Here is a 17,590-nt window from a genome sequence, read left to right as displayed (position 1 = left end):
CCTCACACAAACCGGTAGCATCAAACCAAACTAACCATCATCGTTGCAACGACCCCTAGAATCCGCCACCTACTGGGGCTACCAGCTATAGCGCGGGTCCACTTCTTCGGGGTCCAAGTTGAGGTAGTTGGCCACCAGCGCGGTAATAACGGTGCCCAGGAGTTCGGAACGCTCGGACGGGGTAGAGGCACGTTGCTCAATAGGCATGCGGAAGATGACCAGGCGCGCGCGGGTGGGCTGGCCCTCGGAATCTACACCGGCGGGAACCACGCGGCCGAGGGGAACTGGGCCATCGGCGATAATCTCATCCGGTAGTACGGTCATATCGGGAGAAAGCCGCATGCGCGGGATGGTGTCTACGGCCAAGTCGAGGCCACGCAATTGTGGCGCGAAGGCGTTTTGGATGGGGGCATAGGCCTCCAATACGGCCATGTCGAAGTGCTCGCGCGCGCTGCGGTAGCGCGGGGTCTGCTGGGGAAGGAGAGGTCCGCGCATGCCGTGGCCGTGGCGGTCGCGGGCGGGGCGGATATGCGGGCGAGCGGCGGTCATGACCCTGATTCTAAGGTGCTGGCGGGCCGGATTTAGCGGAGCCACGCCGGGGCGAAGACTATCTAAATCTCAACCAAGGGTTTAGACTTATGCGCTGTGACTATTTCTCGCCATTGCTCCCGCCCAGGCTGCGGCCGCCCCGCCGTGGCGACATTGACCTACGCTTACGCGGACCAGACGGCCGTCGTTGGACCGCTGGCGGAAGAGGAGAACCCACACAGCTGGGATCTGTGCGCCACCCACCGCGACCGCATCTCCGCCCCAGTGGGCTGGGAACTGGTGCGTGTGGATCGCATTGAGCTGGATGAGGAAGATGACCTGATGGCTTTGGCAGAGGCCGTCAAGGAAGATGGCCGCGTGACTACCGGCTTGGTCGATGACCGCAGCGCCGGCTCCGGTGCCGACCCCATCGACTACTCCGCGACCTTTGATGGGGCAGACCCTGCCAATTCGAATCACCCGGTCTTTCGCACCCGCCGCGTGGCTTATGCCAAAAAGGCGCGCCGCGCACACCTTTCCGTCGTGCCCGATGAATCGACGCCCGCGGAACCGGAACAGGACTGACACGAACCCCGTGGTGCGGTAGTTTCCCAGCGGGCGGGAGTACTATTGCAGGTTATGCGAACTCGTGAGCATCTTGATGCAGTAATTAAGGCCTATGACGTCCGTGGCGTGGTGGGCGAAGATATCGATGAGAACTTCGTGCGCGATACGGGCGCCGCGTTTGCCGCCATCCTGCGGGAAGAAGGCGAAAATACCGTGGCAGTCGGCCACGATATGCGCCCGTCCTCGCCGTCTCTGGCGCGCGCTTTTGCTGAGGGCGTGACCTCGCAGGGCCTCAACGTGACCCTGCTGGGGCTAACCTCTACCGACGAGCTCTACTACGCCGCCGGTTCCCTGGAGTGTGCGGGCGCTATGTTTACCGCGTCCCATAACCCAGCCAAGTACAACGGCATTAAACTCTGCCGCGCCGGCGCGGTACCGGTGGGCCAGGAGACCGGCTTGGAGCAGATTAAGCAGATGCTTATCGACGGCACCCCGGAGTTCACCGGCACCGAGGGCGCAATTGCCGAGCAGGAGATTCTGGCCGGCTACGCCGACTTCCTGCGCAAGCTGGTACCGCTGGAGGATTCCAAGCCGCTCGTCGTAGCTGTCGATGCCGCCAACGGCATGGGCGGCCACACCGTGCCGGCCGTCTTCGATGGCTTGCCTTTCGACGTCCGCGATTTGTACTTCGAGCTCGATGGCACCTTCCCGAACCACGAGGCTAACCCCTTGGACCCGAAGAACCTTGTAGACCTGCAGAAGTTCACCGTGGATCAGAAGGCCGATATTGGCTTGGCCTTCGACGGGGATGCGGACCGCTGCTTCGTGGTGGATGAAAAGGGCCAGCCGGTTTCTCCGTCTGCCATCTGTGCTCTGGTGGCTGAGCGCTACCTGGAGAAGTTCCCCGGCGCTACCATCATCCACAACCTGATTACCTCCAAGACCGTGCCGGAGCTCATTAAGGAAAAGGGCGGCACCCCGGTGCGCACCCGCGTGGGCCACTCCTTCATCAAGGCGCAGATGGCCGAGCACAAGGCCGCCTTCGGTGGCGAGCACTCCGCGCACTACTACTTCCAGGAGTTCTGGAACGCCGATTCCGGCATGCTTGCTGCAATGCACGTGTTGGCCGCTCTGGGCCAGTCCGATAAGCCGCTGAGCGAGCTCATGGCGGAATACTCCCGCTACGAGGCCTCCGGTGAGATCAACTCCACCGTGGAGGACCAGAAGGCCGCTACCCAAGCGGTGCTGGATGAGCTGGCGGATAAGATTGACTCCGTCGATGAGCTCGATGGCGTGACCGTCGAGCTCAAGGGAACCGAGGCATGGTTCAACGTGCGCGCGTCCAATACGGAGCCGCTGCTGCGCCTGAATGTAGAGGCAAAGACCACCGACGAGGTGCAGTCCATCGTCGACGAGGTCCTTGCCATCATTCGCCGCTAAACTTCGGCGCGCGAGTGGGAGACCATGTCCTCCCACTCCACAAACTTCTTACGCTCGCGGCCCTCGCGCTCACCCAGAGCGCGCTCTGCCGCGTCCAAGCGCTGCCAATCCTGCCACGTCAGGTAATCGATACCGCGTTCAGCAAAGACTTCGGTGATATCCGCGGCGCTGGAGGGGGAGGGGAGGGTGCCAGAGGCGGCGTCGGCAAGCAGCATGCCAATCGTCTCCGTGGCATCGGACTTGGTATTGCCAATCAGGCCCACCGGGCCGCGCTTAATCCACCCGGTGGTGTAGAGGCCCGGCACCACCGCGCCGGCCGCATCGATGACATGGCCGCCATCGTTATTGATGACGTTCTTGTCCTGGTTAAAAGGCACGCCATCGACCGCATCGGAGCGGTAACCGGTGGCGAAGTAGACCGCCTGCACCGGCCATTCGGTGAATTTGCCGGTGCCGTGCACGCTGCCATCGCCGTTGAGCACGGTGCGCTCGGTCTTGATGCCGCTGACCTTGCCGTCCTCGCCCAAAATCTCTACCGGCTGCTCAAAGAGGTGGATCTGCAGGGTGTGTGGCGCCTCCTTGGGATCGCGGATGGCATACTGCTCGAACACCTGGCACACCAAGTCGGTGGACTTGCTCTCCTGGCGCGCGGCCAGCGAGGCCTCGTCATAGTCGATGTCCTCGGGGGAGACCACCACGTTGATGGACTCGGAATGGTCCAGCTCCTTGAGCTCCTGTGGGGTGAACTTGGCCTGTGCCGGGCCGCGGCGGCCGAAGACGCGCACGGTCTCAGCCTGGTTCTTGGCCAGGGACTCGTAGACATTATCGGGGATCTCGGTGACCTTGAGCTCATCGCCGGTCTTGGCCAAGATGCGGGAGACGTCAAGGCCCACATTGCCCACGCCAATGACCGCCACCTCTTTGGCGGAGAGATCCCAGTCGCGCTCGAAGCGCGGGTTGCCATCGTAGAAGCCCACGAACTCGCCGGCGCCATGCACGCCGTCCAAGTCCGCGCCAGGGATATTGCGGTGGCGGTCGCCCACGGCGCCGGTGGCAAAGACTACGGCATCGTAGTGCTGCTGTAGCTCGTCGACGGTGATGTCACGGCCGATGTGTACGTTGGTCAACAGGCGAATCTGCTCGGTGTCGAGCACCCGGTGTAAGGATTTGATGATGCCCTTAATGCGCGGATGGTCCGGCGCCACGCCATAGCGGATAAGGCCGAAGGGTGCGGGCATCTGCTCGATGAGGTCAATCTGCACCTCGCCGCCGGTCTTTTTCACCAGGATATCGGAGGCGTAAATGCCGGCTGGGCCTGCGCCGATGACGGCTACCTTCAAGGGCTGATTCATGCTGCGTGAATGCCTTTCTCTCTATCGCGGGGTCTAGACCGCTAGGTTCATTTTTGTGGCTTATCTTTCTGGCAATTGAACCGTTTAGTCTAGGTTGCGGCAAGGCGTTGAATTAGATTCTAAAAATATTCTTCCTGTCATGCAGGTCAAGCCGATTTTTTACTTGAAAATAAAAAAGACCGCTTTGTCTGCTCATTTTAGACGGGTAGGTTGTCTTTCAATACTTTGGAAAGGCAGGTTGAGATCTACACCATGACCACCGCGACTAATACCAAGCGCACGCCCCGCGCTAAAAAGCCCGAAGGCCAATGGAAGATTGACGGCACCGAGCCCCTCAATAACGATGAGGTAATTAAGCAGGAAGACGGCGGGCTTTCTGCTAAGCAGCGCGTCATCGATATCTATTCCAAGCAGGGATTTTCCTCTATTCCAGCCGATGACCTAGCCCCTCGCTTTAAGTGGCTGGGCCTTTATACACAGCGTAATCAGAACTTGGGCGGTGAGATGACCTCCAAGCTATCTAACGCGGAACTGCAGGACGAGTACTTCATGATGCGTGTGCGCTTCGACGGTGGCCGTGCCGATCCTGCCAAGCTGCGCGCCGTCGGTGAGATCTCCCGCGATTATGCCCGCTCCACGGCGGACTTTACGGACCGCCAGAATATCCAGTTGCACTGGATTCAAATCGAGGATGTGCCCACCATTTGGGACAAGCTCGAGTCTGTGGGGCTGAGCACGCTCATGGGCTGCGGCGATGTACCGCGCGTCATTTTAGGCTCTCCAGTTGCCGGCGTGGCCGAGGACGAGATTATCGATGCCACCCCAGCCATCGAAGAAATCAAGAATAATTACCTGCCGCGCGAGGAATTCCATAACCTGCCGCGCAAATTCAAGACCGCTATCTCCGGCAACTCCCGTCAGGACGTCACGCATGAGATTCAAGACGTTGCCTTCGTGGGCGTGAATCACCCCGAGTACGGCCCGGGATTCGATTGCTTCGTTGGCGGCGGCCTATCCACCAACCCGATGCTCTCGCAGTCCCTCGGCGCCTGGGTTCCCCTAGAGCGCGTGCCGGAGGTGTGGGCCGGCGTGGTCGGCATCTTCCGCGACTATGGCTTCCGCCGCAATCGCAACCGTGCCCGCCTGAAGTTCTTGGTAGCCAAGTGGGGCATCGAAAAGTTCCGCCAAGTGCTGGAGGAAGAATACCTAGACAAGCCGCTGTTGGATGGCATTCCGATCGAGGTCGAGCCCGGCTCCCGTGATCACCTTGGCGTGCACCGCCAGAAAGACGGCAAGTTCTACGTCGGAGTAAAGCCCACCGTGGGCCACGCCACCGGCGAGCAGCTCATCGCCATTGCGGACGTGGCCGAGAAGTTCGGCATCAGCCGCATCCGCACCACCCCCATGAAGGAATTGCTCTTCCTCGATGTGGAGGAAGAAGACATTCCGGCGCTCTCCCGCGCGCTCGATGAAACCGGCCTGTACTCCCAGCCATCGGAGTTCCGCCGGGGCGTCATTTCCTGCACCGGCCTGGAATTTTGCAAGCTCGCACATGTGACCACGAAGGCCCGCGCCATCGAGTTGGTAGACATCTTGGAAGACACCTTGGGCGATCTGGACGTGCCGATTTCCATCGCGCTCAACGGCTGCCCCAACGCCTGTGCGCGTTCGCAGGTATCGGACATCGGCCTGAAGGGCCAGATTGTTACCGATTCCGAGGGCAACCGGGTCGAGGGCTTCCAGGTCCACCTGGGTGGCGCCCTCGGCCTGTCCCCGGACTGGGGCCGTAAGCTGCGCGGCCACAAGGTCGTCGCCGATGAGGTGCCCGAGTACGTCATTCGCTTGGTCAATAAATACAAAGAGCAGCGCGAGGACGGCGAGCAATTCCGCCACTGGGTCTTGCGTGCCAAGGAGGAGGACTTGCAGTGAATTTTCGCCGCCAGCCCAACCCCAACCGCAACCATCCCAGCTTCTGCCCGTATTGCGCAGGCACCGACCTCTTCCCGGATGAGGAAGATGATTTTGCCTGGAAGTGCCAGGAGTGCCTGCGGATTTTCTCCGTGCGCTTTCACGGCCAAGACGATGCCCCGGTAGCCCCCGCACCGGCCGTGTCCTCCAACGAGGCATTGAAGCGCTCGCTTGCTCGCCGCGGACACTCCACGGCACCGCAGGCTTAAGGATGCGCCCCATGCCCGCACTTATTACCCTGTCCCACGGTTCGCGGCATCCGGGCGCTGCGGCCGGCATTGAGCGCCTGACCCAGACCACCGGCCTGCGCCCAGCCCGCGCCGCACACCTGGAATTCAACGAGCCCGACCTCACCACGGCCGCGCTCGAGCTCGCCCAGCTAGGGGAGACCGAGGCCATTGTGGTTCCCCTGCTTTTTACCCAGGGCTACCACCAGCGCGTGGACGTCCCGCGCGCGCTTGCCGACGCCTCCCAAACCTCCCACCTTTCCCTCCACCTTGCCCCTGGGCTCGGCACCGGCGAGGACCTCGCCCGCGTGCTCGCCTCCCGTACCCGGCCTGGCGATGCCCATGTGGTCATCTACTCCGTCGGTTCCTCCGATACCGCGGCTAACGATGCCATCCGTGAGCTAGCCCACCGCACCTTCGCGCTCACCGGCGTGCCCACGGCGGTGGAATTCGCCACCCGCGGTGGTCGCGAAGGGATCGTGTCCTTGTGCCGCGAGCATCAAGACCCCTCTCGCGTACGCGTTATTCCGCTCTTCGTGACCGAGGGCCTGCTCCTAGACCGGCTGGCGGGCGTTCCCGCGACCGTAGACCGCCCTCTCGGCACTGATCTCGCGGGCCTCGTTGCAGATCGCTTTCACCACGCCCGCCGCGCCGCACAGGAGGTGTTCGCGCCATGCTAACCCTCATCCTCATTGCGCTCGCCGGTGCGGCCGCCAACCTCGTGGACGGTGGTATCGGCATGGGCTTTGGCGTCACGTCTACCACGATGCTGTTGCTGGCGGGCCTCGGCCCCGCGCAGGCCTCTGCCGTCGTGCATACCGCCGAGCTTGGCACCACTGCTATCTCCGGATTGAGCCACGCGCGCTTCGGCAACGTGGATTGGAAAACCGTGGTCCGTCTCGGTGTGCCGGGTGGGATCGCCGCTTTTTTGGGCGCTACGTTGCTGTCGAATATCTCCACCGCGGCGGCCGCGCCGGTGACCGCACTCATCTTGGTGGGCATCGGCGCCAACCTCATCTGGCGCTTCTCCCAACCACGCCGCCGTGGCTCCGCCTATAAGCGCACCCACTCCACGCCGTTTCTGGCCGGACTTGGCCTTGTGGGCGGATTCGTCGATTCCACCGGTGGCGGCGGCTGGGGCCCGGTGTCGACCTCCACGCTCATGGCTATCGGCCGGGAGCAGCCGCGCCGCATCGTCGGCACGGTCAACGCCGCTGAGTTCCTAGTGACCTTCGGCGCTACCGCAGGCTTTATCGTGGGGCTCTGGCACGATATTGTCGCCAACTTGGCCGCAGTCCTTGCCTTGCTTATCGGTGGCGCTATCACCGCGCCCATCGCTGCGTGGCTTATCTCCCGCATCAACCCCGTCCTGCTCGGCGGACTGGTGGGCACGGCCATCGTGGGCCTGAATATCAGCAAAGTCATCGGCGGTGCCGAGACGTACTTTGGCTGGGCAGTGCCTGCAGCAGTTACCCCCGTTGCCATCGCGATCGTGGTCGCGGCTGGTGTAGCGGCCACCATTCGTGGCGCGTTGCGCACCAGGCGTGCGCGTGCGGCGGAATTGGAAGCCGAAAACGCTGAGGAAGCCGCCCATGCTGATTTCCATGCCCCGGATTATCCGGAGCGCGTCGCTGCCGCCCACCGCGTCCACGGTTCGCGCAAGTCCGGCGTGACCATCGTGCAGGATAAGGCGCCCGAAAGCCCCGCTGCTGACCGCGCGTAGCACTTCCGCCGCGACCTTTGGCCACGATACGGACCAAACCCCAACTGCGGTGGGGTAGAGCGCGGCCACAAGTTGGCCTCGCGGACCCGGAAGGCCTCGAGGGTGCTACAGCCCGGCCACCTCGCCGATGACGTAGACCGCTGGCGCGGAGATCTCGTGCTTGGCCATCGTCTGCGCCAAGGTGCCCAAGGTGCAACGATAGGCGCGCTCGGTAGAAAGCGTGCCCTCTTGGATGATGGCGCAGGGAGTGGAGGGGGAGAGGGAGGCTCCGATAAGCGCACTGGCAATCGCCGGGGCATTTTTCACGCCCATGATGACAGCCAGCGTGGCGCCAGAGCGGGCGAGCGCTGCCCAGTCCACCAAGGACTTCTCATGGCCGGGCGGAAGGTGGCCGGAGACCACCGTGAACCCGTGGACGATGCCGCGCTGGGTTACCGGGATTCCTACGGCCGCAGGAACGGAAATGGCGGAGGTTACGCCCGGAATGACCGTGGTGGGTATAGACGCATCCGCCAGCGCTTGCACCTCTTCAAAGCCGCGCCCAAAGACGAAAGGATCGCCCCCCTTAAGACGGGCCACCTTGCGGCCGGCACGGGCGTGTTCGATGAGCAGCTCGTTGATCTTTTCCTGCGAGATTGACTTCTTATAGGGGAGCTTAGAGACGTCAATAAGCTCTTTGGAAGAAATATCACACAGCTTATCGAGCTGCGCCGTAGGTCCCAGGTGATCGGCAAGAATAACCTCTGCATCCTGCAGGGCGCGCATGCCGCGCACGGTAATGAGGTCCCACGCGCCGGGGCCGCCGCCAATCAGGGTTACGGGATGAATCTGTGCGGAAGTCATAGGACTTCATCTTAGTGGGCGCCCGACTATGCTTGGGCCACATGGATACCGGTAATTATGACGCCGAAACCGTGCGCTTTTTTGATGTGGCGCACGAAGGCGCCCAAATCCGCCTGGTGGCCGGAGAAGTGGAGCGCTGGGGCGAGGCGCTCAGTGGGCTCAATCCCCGCTCGCTTGTAATTATTCCCACCGACGCGATTGCCCGCCAGGCCGCCCACCTAGGCGTTGGCCTAGCCGAGCCGCTGCGGATCCCGATTGTGGTCACTGAATCACTCCCGCGCTACGTGGGGGCGCTGGACCTGGTGGTGGTTGTCGGCGAGCCCGGCGAGTGCGATTGGGCGTCGCGCGCCCTCATTACTGCCAGCCAGCGCGGTGCCACCACCGTGCTCATCGGGCCGGCCAAGGGCCCGCTGGTGGAGGACTGCCCGGAGGATACGCTCGTCACCCCTTGCTTGCCGACGACCGAGGGGAGCTCGCCCGCGCGCAGCATTGCCGCCCTGCATGCGCTGTGCTGCCTGCTCTATCAGGGCCCGACCGTGGTGAAGGAGACCCTCGAGGACCTTGCGGCGGCCGTGGACCGCGAGCTTGCGCAGCTTTCTCCCGAGCGCGATGCCACTACTAATCCGGGCCGCCAACTGCGCGAGTTTATCGACGGCGCCCGCATCATCCATTCCTGCGTGCTCGACCCCTACTCCTATTCCGATCGTCGCGAGCACGTGCAGCTCGACGCCCTCGTGGCCCGCATGGCTACGACCATCTGGGCCGTACACGGCCTGCCGAGCGCTTATGTGGACCCAGCCGAATTGCGTCGCGCGCTCGACCGGGATTCTGATAGTTCCCCGGCTAATGATCTCTTCTATGACCCCTTCATTGATGGCGATGGTGCCGAGGGCGCTTTGGTACCCTTGAAGGTGGTTTTCTGGGGGCAGGAAGAGGCGAACCTGCCCAACTCGCTTGCAGTCCGCAGCATTGACCCGGAACCGGGCCTGGGGCATCTTGCCCGCTCACTGCAGCTTATTACGCGGAGTTTTGCCGCGACCGCCTACGAGATTTCTAAAGGATAGAAACACATGCAGCTGTTGCACAGCGCCACCCGCAACTATTCCTGGGGCTCGCGTACCCTTATCCCGCACCTGCAGGGCCAGCCCGATGCCGATAAGCCCGTCGCAGAGCTGTGGTTCGGCGCTCACCCCGGCGACCCTTCCACGGTGGATGGCCGCCTGCTCAATGAGGTCATTGCAGAGGATCCGGCAGGGCAGCTAGGCGGCCGCGTTTCTGCCGAGTACGGCGAGCGCCTGCCCTTCCTGCTCAAGGTGCTTGCGGCCGAGGAGCCGCTGTCCTTGCAGGCGCACCCGTCAAAGGCGCAGGCGGAAGAGGGCTTTGCCCGCGAAAACGCCGCCGGCATCGAACTCACCGCGTCTAATCGAAATTACAAGGACGATAATCACAAGCCCGAGCTCATTGTCGCGCTCACGGATTTCTATGCCATGGCCGGCTTCCGCCCCTTGGCGCGCACCCGCGAGCTTTTTGCCGCCCTCGAGTGCCCTGAGCTGGACCACTACGTTGCCATGCTGGACGACGACCCCTCGGCAACCACCGAGTCCGCCAACCTGCGCGTCCTTTTCACCACGTGGATTACCATTCCGTCTGCCAAGCGCAAGGAGCTCATTTCCGCCATTGTTGCCGCCGGCGAGCGCCTGATAGCCGCGGACCCGGCCGATTGGAAGTCCCGTGTCATGTCTACGGTGCTGGATCTCAATCAGCGCTACCCAGGCGATATCGGTGTGCTGGGCGCATTGCTGCTCAACCACATCGAGCTCTCGCCCGGCGAGGCTGTCTACCTAGACGCAGGCCAGCTCCACGCCTATGTCTCCGGCCTCGGCGTGGAGATCATGGCGAACTCCGATAACGTGTTGCGCGGTGGCCTGACGCCAAAGTTCGTTGACGTTCCAGAGCTGGTCAAGGTCTTGACTTACGCCGCTGCCGACGAGCCGCGTGTGCAACAACAAGATAAGTCCGCCCAGGACAATGTCCACGATGCCGCCGCCTGGTCCTACCCGGTACCCATCGAGGAATTCCTGCTGGACCGCGTGGAGCTCACCGGTTCGTCTTCTGTGGATCTTGATTACGATGGCCCGACCATCGCCCTGTGCACCGCAGGTTCCGTAACCTTTACCGATGCTGCGGGCAAGACCCTCACCGCGACCCCAGGCCAAGCCGTCTGGCTGCCAGCCTCCGAGGGTCTCGTTACTGCTACTGCGGAATCCGACACCGCGGACCTCTTCGTCGCCCGCGCCTAGTCCGCGTTTAGCCCACACCAGCACGCTTCGCCGCCGCCCTCCGGTTTCAAGCGAAGCGTGCTTTTCAGCCTTCATTACGGCCGCGTTGCGGCCTGCTCTGCCCAATTCTTGGCGCATATTGTGGCTGCGTCGTAATGACCGCATTCCAGCGCATACAAAACAAGCACGTTTCCCGGAATTCTGACTTCAGAATCGAGGAAACGTGCTTGTTTTGTTCGTCTACGTCGAGAACCGACTCCGAATTAGCGCGAAGGCGCCGCTTCGCTCGGAGCCTGCTTGGCCGTGGCCGGTGCCTGCTTGGTTGGCACCAGGTCGGTTGGCTCCTGGTTCTGATCGGCGGAAGGTCGCTTCGCAGCGGCATGGCCGGTGAGTTTCTCTTCCTCTGCCTTTTCGACCGTGTGGTGCTCCGTGCCAGCTGGCTCCTGGGCTGGGGTGTCGGTAATCTTGCCCGCATCTTCATGCGCGGAAGGCTCCTCAGGCGAAGGCTGTGGAGTGGACGGGCCAGTGGTGGCCGGTGGGGTGGTGCCGCCCTGGTTGTTCTGCGGGGCGCCAGTAGGCTGCGAGCCGTTCTGGTTGCTCGGGTAATCAGGCGTCAGACGCTGATTGCCCTGGCCGGTGCCCTGACCGCCCTGGGTGGTGGTATTGCCCTGCGAGGTGGTGCCCTGCGGGGAGATGTTTTCTGGACGGTAGACCTTGGTGGGCTGGGTTGCTGCCTGTGGGCGCACTACCGCATTAGGGGCGAGAAAAGGATCGTTGTTGTGCGGCTGCTGATGCTTGGAATCGCCAGACGAGGCGGTGGAACTCGTAGCGTGCGTGGAGTGCTGCTTTGAAGGGGAACGGTCCGTGGAAGAAGTGGTGGTCTCCTCGGCCGCGGTGTGGGTCGGGGAGACGGAGGTGGTCGCGGACTGATCCGCGGCGTTGGAATAGTTAGCGCTCGGCGAGCTCATGCGCCAGACGGCGACTCCGACGACGGCCGCGGCGATCAGTCCGGCCACAATGAACACGTAGACGCGGCGCGAATCTGGCTTCATCGTGGCTGTCCTTTCTATGAGGTGGGCGGTTTCAGCCCAAAGAGGAGGGCGATACAGCGCCCCGGTAACAAGTTGGTAACGAGACTATCATGTTTGGGAAACATTGCGACGGCGTCGCAATTCTGTGATAAGTAAACAAAAAGGCAGTTCGCGGGTGTAGAAGGCCATGCAAACCTTTTCATCGTCTGCTTTCTTTCACTAAGAAAGCGTGTATAAATGGCGCTGAAAGCACCGAAGGAGTCAAAAAGTGAGTACTTGGGACGAAAATATTTTCAGCACGGACCTCAACGTCGATTTCTTGGACGAGATGGCAAACCTCGATGAAGAAGGGGTAATTCGCGCCGTCGAGGATGCCTGCGAGGTCGCGCACAGCAAGCCAAAACTCAGCGAAGAAGAGGAACAGAATGCTCAAGCGGCGGCCACCATTGCTGCCATTTGGGCTGGTGCGCCCTTTAGCGCGGGCGAAGTTGTCGAAGACTACCCCTATATTAGGGAACTGGTGGGCTCTGGCAGCGAGACCTTGACGGAAAATGCCCTCGAGGTGCTCGAAAACGTCGAGGAAGAATATGACCTCGAGCCTTTCATTGAGGCCCTGTCCTAATCCGAACCTGCTGCCCGCGGCAGCGGCCGCGCGACAGCGGCCCCGCAGGTGAAGTAACAGAAGGGAAGATAACCCACACCCATGCTGATCAGCATCGAAGGCATCGACGGTGCCGGTAAAAATACGTTGGTCTCCGCACTCAAGGAGTCGTTGGACCGGCCCGTAGAGGTTATTGCCTTTCCGCGCTATGCGGACTCGATTCACGCGCAGCTAGCGCAGAAAGCACTCTATGGAAAGATGGGCGACCTCACGGATTCGGCTTATGCCATGGCGACGCTATTCGCGTTGGATCGCTATGGCGTAAAGGATCAGCTGCAGCGCGCCAAGGAATCCGACACTGTGGTGCTCCTGGATCGTTACGTGGCTTCCAATGCGGCGTATTCGGCGGCACGGCTCGAAGACGATGCGGTGATGGAATGGGTGCACGATTTGGAATTTGGCACCCTCGGCCTGCCGCAGGCGGACCTGCAGGTGTATTTGGATACGGCGGTTGAGGTGGCGTCGGAAAGAGCGCAGGCACGAGCCCAAGCAGACGCCAGCCGGGAACGCGACCGCTATGAACGCGATGGCGGGTTGCAAGAACGCACCGCCGCGGCCTACCGGCGCCTAGCAGATGCGGGCTGGGGCGGACGCTGGATCGCTACCGCCGATGCGGATACTATTATTTCAGCGATAAAAGACCTTGTAGGAGAATAAAACGTGGCGCCCAAGATTTTGGTTGTCGATGACGATCCAGCTATCTCAGAGATGCTGACCATTGTGCTCGAGTCCGAGGGACTCAACCCCATTCCGGTCATGGACGGCAATGACGCCGTGCCTGCCTTTGAACAGCACGAGCCGGACCTCATCCTGCTGGACCTCATGCTCCCGGGCATGAACGGCGTAGATATTTGCCGTGCCATCCGCCGTGAATCCTCCGTGCCCATCGTTATGCTGACCGCCAAGACCGATACGGTTGATGTGGTACTCGGCCTGGAATCCGGCGCGGATGATTACATCACCAAGCCATTCAAGCCCAAGGAGCTCATCGCCCGCATCCGTGCGCGCCTGCGCCGCACCGATTCTGCGGAATCTGAGATCCTGGAGGTTGCGGACCTTGTCATTGACGTGCCGGAGCATACCGTGCGCCGCACCGATGGCACCGAGTTGAACCTGACCCCGCTGGAGTTCGACCTGCTGCTGGAGATGGCGCGCCGCCCCGGCCAGGTGCATACGCGTGAATCGCTGCTGGAATCCGTGTGGGGCTATCGCAATGCCTCCGATACCCGCCTGGTAAACGTGCACGTCCAGCGCCTGCGCGCCAAGATCGAGCACGATCCGGAAGACCCGCAGATCGTGCTGACCGTGCGCGGCGTGGGATATAAGACCGGCAAGGCCGGCGCCGGGGAGTAAGGACCATCGGCATCATTGAGCGTCTAAGGCGCATTCGAGACGCCTTCATAACAACGTGGCGCACCTCTTTGCAGGCGCGCGTTATTGGCATGATTTTGGTCGCCTCCTCGGTGGTCATGATCATCTTGGCCTACGCGTTGGTGTCCGTGCTTACCCAACGCCTGGTCAGCCAGAAGGAAGACGTGGCTCAGCAGGAGCTGGAGCGCGCCCGCACGGCCGTGGAACAGCAGATCGATGCCACCAGTTCCGCCAATTCGGTGCAGGTACGCATCAACTCTGCGCGTGCTGCGTTGGGCCAGCTCTCCGCCCAGCAGGGCGATACCCAGACGGTCTATGAGCCAGTCATCGTGGTGGAAAACCAGGATGGCTCTGTTACCACTTCGCCCGAGGATTTTCCCGTGCCGGATCAGTTGCGGGAGATGGTGGATCAAGGCCAGATTGCGCAGCAGTATTTCCCGGCGCCGCGCGAAAATGGTGATCACTACAGCGCCTTGCTGGTAGGCACGCCTACCGATACCGATATTCCCCGTACGCAGGTCTACCTGGCGTTGTCCATGGAATCGGAAGAATCCACCATGGCGTTGATGCGCGGTCTGCTTTCGGCGGCCGGTGTGGTCGTCGTGGTGCTGCTGGTGGGCATTGCCTGGCTAGCTACCCAGCAGGTAATTACGCCAATTCGCTCGGCCTCGCGCATTGCGCAGCGCTTGGCGGCGGGTCATTTGAAGGAGCGCATGGCCGTCGATAGCGATGATGAGATGGGTCGCTTGGCCGCGTCCTTCAATAACATGGCCGATAAGCTTTCCTCCCAAATTGCACAGCTGGAGGAGTACGGCGATTTGCAGCGGCAGTTTACTTCTGACGTCTCCCATGAGCTGCGCACCCCATTGACCACCGTGCGCATGGCCGCGGACATGATTGAGGCGGAAAGCGATAGCCTGCCGCACGGTGCCCAGCGCGCTTCCCGCCTCATGTCGAGCGAGCTCGACCGCTTCGAGGAATTGCTCGCGGACTTGCTGGAGATTTCTCGCCACGATGCTGGTGTGGCGGATTTGTCTACGGCAGCCATTGATCTGCGCTCGTGTGTGGAGGCGGCCTACGGGCAGGTGGAGCATTTGGCCCGCGAGCTCGACGTGGAGGTCCAGCTCAACCTGCCGGACGAGCGCATCGGAGTCGAGGCCGATTCCCGCCGCCTTGAGCGCATCTTGCGCAACCTACTGGCCAATGCCATTGACCACTCGGAGGGCAATCCAGTGGCGGTAGACGTCGCAGCCACGGACACTGCGGTGGGCGTTACCGTTACGGACCATGGCGTGGGCTTAAAACCTGGCCAGGAAGAGCTGGTATTCAACCGCTTCTGGCGTGCGGATTCTTCCCGCAAACGCCATTCTGGCGGCACCGGTTTGGGCTTGGCTATCGCCCGCGAGGATGCCGTCCTGCACGGCGGCACGCTAGATGCCACCGGCTACGAGGGATTTGGTTCTCGCTTCCGCCTCATTATTCCACGTACCCCGAATACCGAGGTGGGCGAGGCTCCCATCGCTGTGGAGATTCCCGGCGCACCCGTCACCAGCACTGCGGATGGTAGTGAGCTGCCAGAATCGCGACCAGAACCCGATGCTGAAGCTACAGAAGCACAGGACACTGGCGCCGACGCGCCGGATGCCGGGCCCGCCTCTGCAACGCCGGCCATTTCATCCGGCATGAGCTCACCGCACGTCGAGAAGAGTGACAGGGGCACCGATGGCGAGGCAGAGGGCGATGGCATCCTCTGGCCTTCGGAACGTGAGTTTAACCGCGGCGCGGCCGCCCCGGACAGGCGTGCCTATAAGGCCCCGGACTTTGAGGGCAGGAGGAAATAAGCGTGTTGAGAGCGAACTATCGCAAGACCGCAGTTGTTGGCACCGCAGCGGCCGTGCTTTTTGTCAGCGGTTGTTCCACCCTGCCGAATAACACCGGTCCGCAAGTAGTCGGTACCTACCAGCAGCAACCGGAAGGCCCGGAAGAAGTCATTGCACCGCAACCCGGCGATGACCCGGACTTGACGTTGCGCGATTTCTACCAGGCTTCCGCCGTGCCGGGAAACGATCATGAGGTCGCGCGCGGCTTTCTGACCGATAACGCCCGCGAAGCCTGGGACGCCAGCGGCGATGTGATGGTGGTCGATAGCTTGGACATCGTTACCGCGCCCGCTAGTAAGCAAAGCTCGAGGGATAATGAGCGCGCCTTCACGGTGCGCGGCACCATCATCGGCCGCCTTAAATCCGGCGGTGCGTACGTGCCGGAAAATGAGGGCTACGAGGCCGTCATCTACATGAAGAAGCAAGACGATAGGTGGCGCGTCGATGGCTTGCCGGCAGGGGTAATAATGGAGCGCAATGAAATGCGCAATCACTACACCCCACAATCGCTGTACTTCTTTAAGCAGAGCAACGATGTGTTGGTTCCAGACCGCCGCTGGCTGTATAAGGGCGGCGAACAATCGGAGTCGACGCTCCTTACGCTGCTGATGGAGGGACCTTCATCTAGCATTGCTCCCGCTACCCGCCGGGCAGCGGGGGAGAATGTCACCTTCGCCGGCTATGACCGCGAACAGGGCTACCAATTCGAGGGCCTTGCTGACCTAGACGCCCAAGATCGCACGCTCTTTGCAGCCCAGCTAGTGTGGACGCTCACGGAAGCCGGCCATACCGGCCCCTTCAAGGTCAAGGCCGATGGCGGTGACTTGGTGGAGGGCATGGATAGCCTCAGCGTGGATGACTTCGCGGACTATAACCCGGAGGAAAGCAGCACCTCTTTGTCTAAGCTCTACGCCCTCAATGAGGGCAACCTGCTCGAGGTGGACGATGGTGTGGCCGAGCCCGTGAAATCCACGCTGGGCAGCAGCGGTGACGTGCAATCCGTAGATGTTGCCGATAGCGGCCTCGTTGCGGCAGTGCGCCGCAAATCCAATAATGACTTCTCGCTGCAGATAGGCGAGCTTGACGGCCAACTGCAGGATTCGGTGGAGGGCCCCACACTGGCACGGCCGACCTTCGAGTACAACGGGCAAGCCGCCTGGACCGTGGTTGATGGCGATCGCATCGTGCGCGTGGTGCGTTCCAAGACTACAGGTCGCATCTCCGAATCCGAGGTGGATGCCCGCAGCATCGACGATATCGAGGGCGAAATCTCCGTCATCCGCTTGTCCCATAGCGGTGCGCGCGTGGCCATGATTATTGATGGCCACGTGTACATCGCGGCCGTTGCTCAATCCAGCAGCGGCGATAAGCGCATCGTCAACGCCCGCGAGGTTGGCCCCGAAGTATCCGGTTCGGCACTATCGCTGGACTGGAATGCGGATGGCTCGCTCATCGTGGGTACTTCCTCGAGCCAGTCGCCCGTCTGGCGCATTGAGCAGGATGGTTCTTCGGCGTCGACCATGCCTACCGGTAATATCACCGCCCCCGTGGTGGCCGTGGCAACCTCGCCCACCAAGCTCTTCATTACTGATTCTCACGCCATGCTGGAGCTTCCTTCCACCGTCATGGACGAAACCAATTGGCGCGAGGTCTCCGGCCTGCAGGGTCGGCGTTCTTCCCCTATCGTTTCTAATTAGCCGCGAGAGGTCCTGCGCGGCTG

Annotated in this window: 17 protein-coding genes; 13 read left to right on the top strand and 4 right to left on the bottom strand. The window is 61.9% G+C overall.

Annotated elements, in window-relative coordinates:
- Positions 1 to 78: 78 nt before the first annotated feature.
- Positions 79 to 549, bottom strand: coding sequence for a metallopeptidase family protein (locus tag QKD99_RS09170; RefSeq protein WP_005322429.1), 471 nt, complete (start codon positions 547 to 549; stop codon positions 79 to 81).
- A gap of 96 nt (positions 550 to 645) precedes the next feature.
- Here QKD99_RS09170 and QKD99_RS09165 point away from each other — a divergent pair, with 96 nt between their 5' ends.
- Entirely contained in the window at positions 646 to 1,113 is a 468-nt protein-coding gene (locus tag QKD99_RS09165; protein ID WP_284766745.1) for a DUF3499 domain-containing protein, read from the top strand.
- A gap of 54 nt (positions 1,114 to 1,167) precedes the next feature.
- Positions 1,168 to 2,535, top strand: coding sequence for a phosphomannomutase/phosphoglucomutase (locus QKD99_RS09160; protein ID WP_347951271.1), 1,368 nt, complete (start codon positions 1,168 to 1,170; stop codon positions 2,533 to 2,535).
- On the opposite strand, the gene QKD99_RS09155 is transcribed toward QKD99_RS09160, so the two are convergent.
- Positions 2,532 to 3,887: an FAD-dependent oxidoreductase gene (locus QKD99_RS09155; protein ID WP_347951270.1), complete on the bottom strand. Its 1,356-nt coding sequence runs from the start codon at positions 3,885 to 3,887 to the stop codon at positions 2,532 to 2,534. The two genes, QKD99_RS09160 and QKD99_RS09155, sit on opposite strands and share 4 nt — an antisense overlap.
- Before the next feature lie 252 nt (positions 3,888 to 4,139).
- Here QKD99_RS09155 and QKD99_RS09150 point away from each other — a divergent pair, with 252 nt between their 5' ends.
- The 4 genes from QKD99_RS09150 to QKD99_RS09135 are packed head-to-tail and all read left to right on the top strand — an operon-like array spanning position 4,140 to position 7,805.
- Positions 4,140 to 5,816: a nitrite/sulfite reductase gene (locus QKD99_RS09150; RefSeq protein WP_347951269.1), complete on the top strand. Its 1,677-nt coding sequence runs from the start codon at positions 4,140 to 4,142 to the stop codon at positions 5,814 to 5,816.
- Positions 5,813 to 6,064, top strand: a complete 252-nt coding sequence (locus tag QKD99_RS09145) for a hypothetical protein (protein WP_005322420.1) — start codon at positions 5,813 to 5,815, stop codon at positions 6,062 to 6,064. The genes QKD99_RS09150 and QKD99_RS09145 overlap by 4 nt, the downstream gene beginning before the upstream one ends.
- Positions 6,065 to 6,075: 11 nt before the next feature.
- Positions 6,076 to 6,762, top strand: a complete 687-nt coding sequence (locus QKD99_RS09140) for a sirohydrochlorin chelatase (RefSeq protein WP_239278736.1) — start codon at positions 6,076 to 6,078, stop codon at positions 6,760 to 6,762.
- Positions 6,756 to 7,805 carry a sulfite exporter TauE/SafE family protein gene (locus tag QKD99_RS09135; RefSeq protein WP_239278737.1) on the top strand — a complete coding sequence of 350 codons (1,050 nt, stop codon included), beginning with the start codon at positions 6,756 to 6,758 and terminating at the stop codon, positions 7,803 to 7,805. Before QKD99_RS09140 ends, QKD99_RS09135 begins: the two co-directional genes overlap by 7 nt.
- 105 nt (positions 7,806 to 7,910) lie before the next feature.
- Here the strand turns inward: QKD99_RS09135 and cobA are convergent, their stop codons facing one another.
- On the bottom strand, positions 7,911 to 8,648 hold the full coding sequence (gene cobA, locus QKD99_RS09130; RefSeq protein ID WP_239278738.1) for a uroporphyrinogen-III C-methyltransferase: 738 nt from the start codon (positions 8,646 to 8,648) through the stop codon (positions 7,911 to 7,913).
- 41 nt (positions 8,649 to 8,689) lie between these two features.
- On the opposite strand from cobA, the gene QKD99_RS09125 reads away from it, so the two are divergent.
- Together QKD99_RS09125 and manA are read left to right on the top strand one after the other, a co-directional pair.
- A complete protein-coding gene (locus QKD99_RS09125; protein WP_284767928.1) occupies positions 8,690 to 9,712 on the top strand; it encodes an exopolyphosphatase in 1,023 nt (340 codons plus the stop codon).
- Positions 9,713 to 9,718: 6 nt separating this feature from the next.
- Positions 9,719 to 10,948 carry a mannose-6-phosphate isomerase, class I gene (gene manA, locus QKD99_RS09120; protein ID WP_347951268.1) on the top strand — a complete coding sequence of 410 codons (1,230 nt, stop codon included), beginning with the start codon at positions 9,719 to 9,721 and terminating at the stop codon, positions 10,946 to 10,948.
- A 242-nt stretch (positions 10,949 to 11,190) separates the two neighbouring features.
- Here the strand turns inward: manA and QKD99_RS09115 are convergent, their stop codons facing one another.
- On the bottom strand, positions 11,191 to 11,979 hold the full coding sequence (locus QKD99_RS09115) for a hypothetical protein (RefSeq protein ID WP_347951267.1): 789 nt from the start codon (positions 11,977 to 11,979) through the stop codon (positions 11,191 to 11,193).
- Between the two features lie 247 nt (positions 11,980 to 12,226).
- On the opposite strand from QKD99_RS09115, the gene QKD99_RS09110 reads away from it, so the two are divergent.
- From QKD99_RS09110 to lpqB, 5 genes are all read left to right on the top strand, one after another.
- Positions 12,227 to 12,580 carry a DUF4259 domain-containing protein gene (locus tag QKD99_RS09110; protein ID WP_179387511.1) on the top strand — a complete coding sequence of 118 codons (354 nt, stop codon included), beginning with the start codon at positions 12,227 to 12,229 and terminating at the stop codon, positions 12,578 to 12,580.
- 81 nt (positions 12,581 to 12,661) lie between these two features.
- Positions 12,662 to 13,276, top strand: a complete 615-nt coding sequence (locus QKD99_RS09105; protein ID WP_239193477.1) for a dTMP kinase — start codon at positions 12,662 to 12,664, stop codon at positions 13,274 to 13,276.
- A gap of 3 nt (positions 13,277 to 13,279) precedes the next feature.
- On the top strand, positions 13,280 to 13,972 hold the full coding sequence (gene mtrA / locus QKD99_RS09100) for an MtrAB system response regulator MtrA (RefSeq protein ID WP_239230510.1): 693 nt from the start codon (positions 13,280 to 13,282) through the stop codon (positions 13,970 to 13,972).
- Positions 13,973 to 14,040: 68 nt separating this feature from the next.
- Positions 14,041 to 15,831: an MtrAB system histidine kinase MtrB gene (gene mtrB, locus QKD99_RS09095; protein WP_347951266.1), complete on the top strand. Its 1,791-nt coding sequence runs from the start codon at positions 14,041 to 14,043 to the stop codon at positions 15,829 to 15,831.
- 2 nt (positions 15,832 to 15,833) lie between these two features.
- The gene (lpqB, locus tag QKD99_RS09090) at positions 15,834 to 17,567 is read left to right on the top strand and encodes an MtrAB system accessory lipoprotein LpqB (RefSeq protein WP_269954198.1); all 1,734 of its coding nucleotides are present in this window, start codon (positions 15,834 to 15,836) and stop codon (positions 17,565 to 17,567) included.
- The last annotated feature ends 23 nt before the right edge of the window (positions 17,568 to 17,590 follow it).

Origin of the sequence: Corynebacterium sp. c3Ub_189, from assembly GCF_039907195.1 — a bacterium.
Classification (GTDB): Bacteria; Actinomycetota; Actinomycetes; order Mycobacteriales; family Mycobacteriaceae; genus Corynebacterium.
Note: the sequence above shows the minus strand (reverse complement) of the source record. Positions and strands in the feature narration are given on the sequence as shown.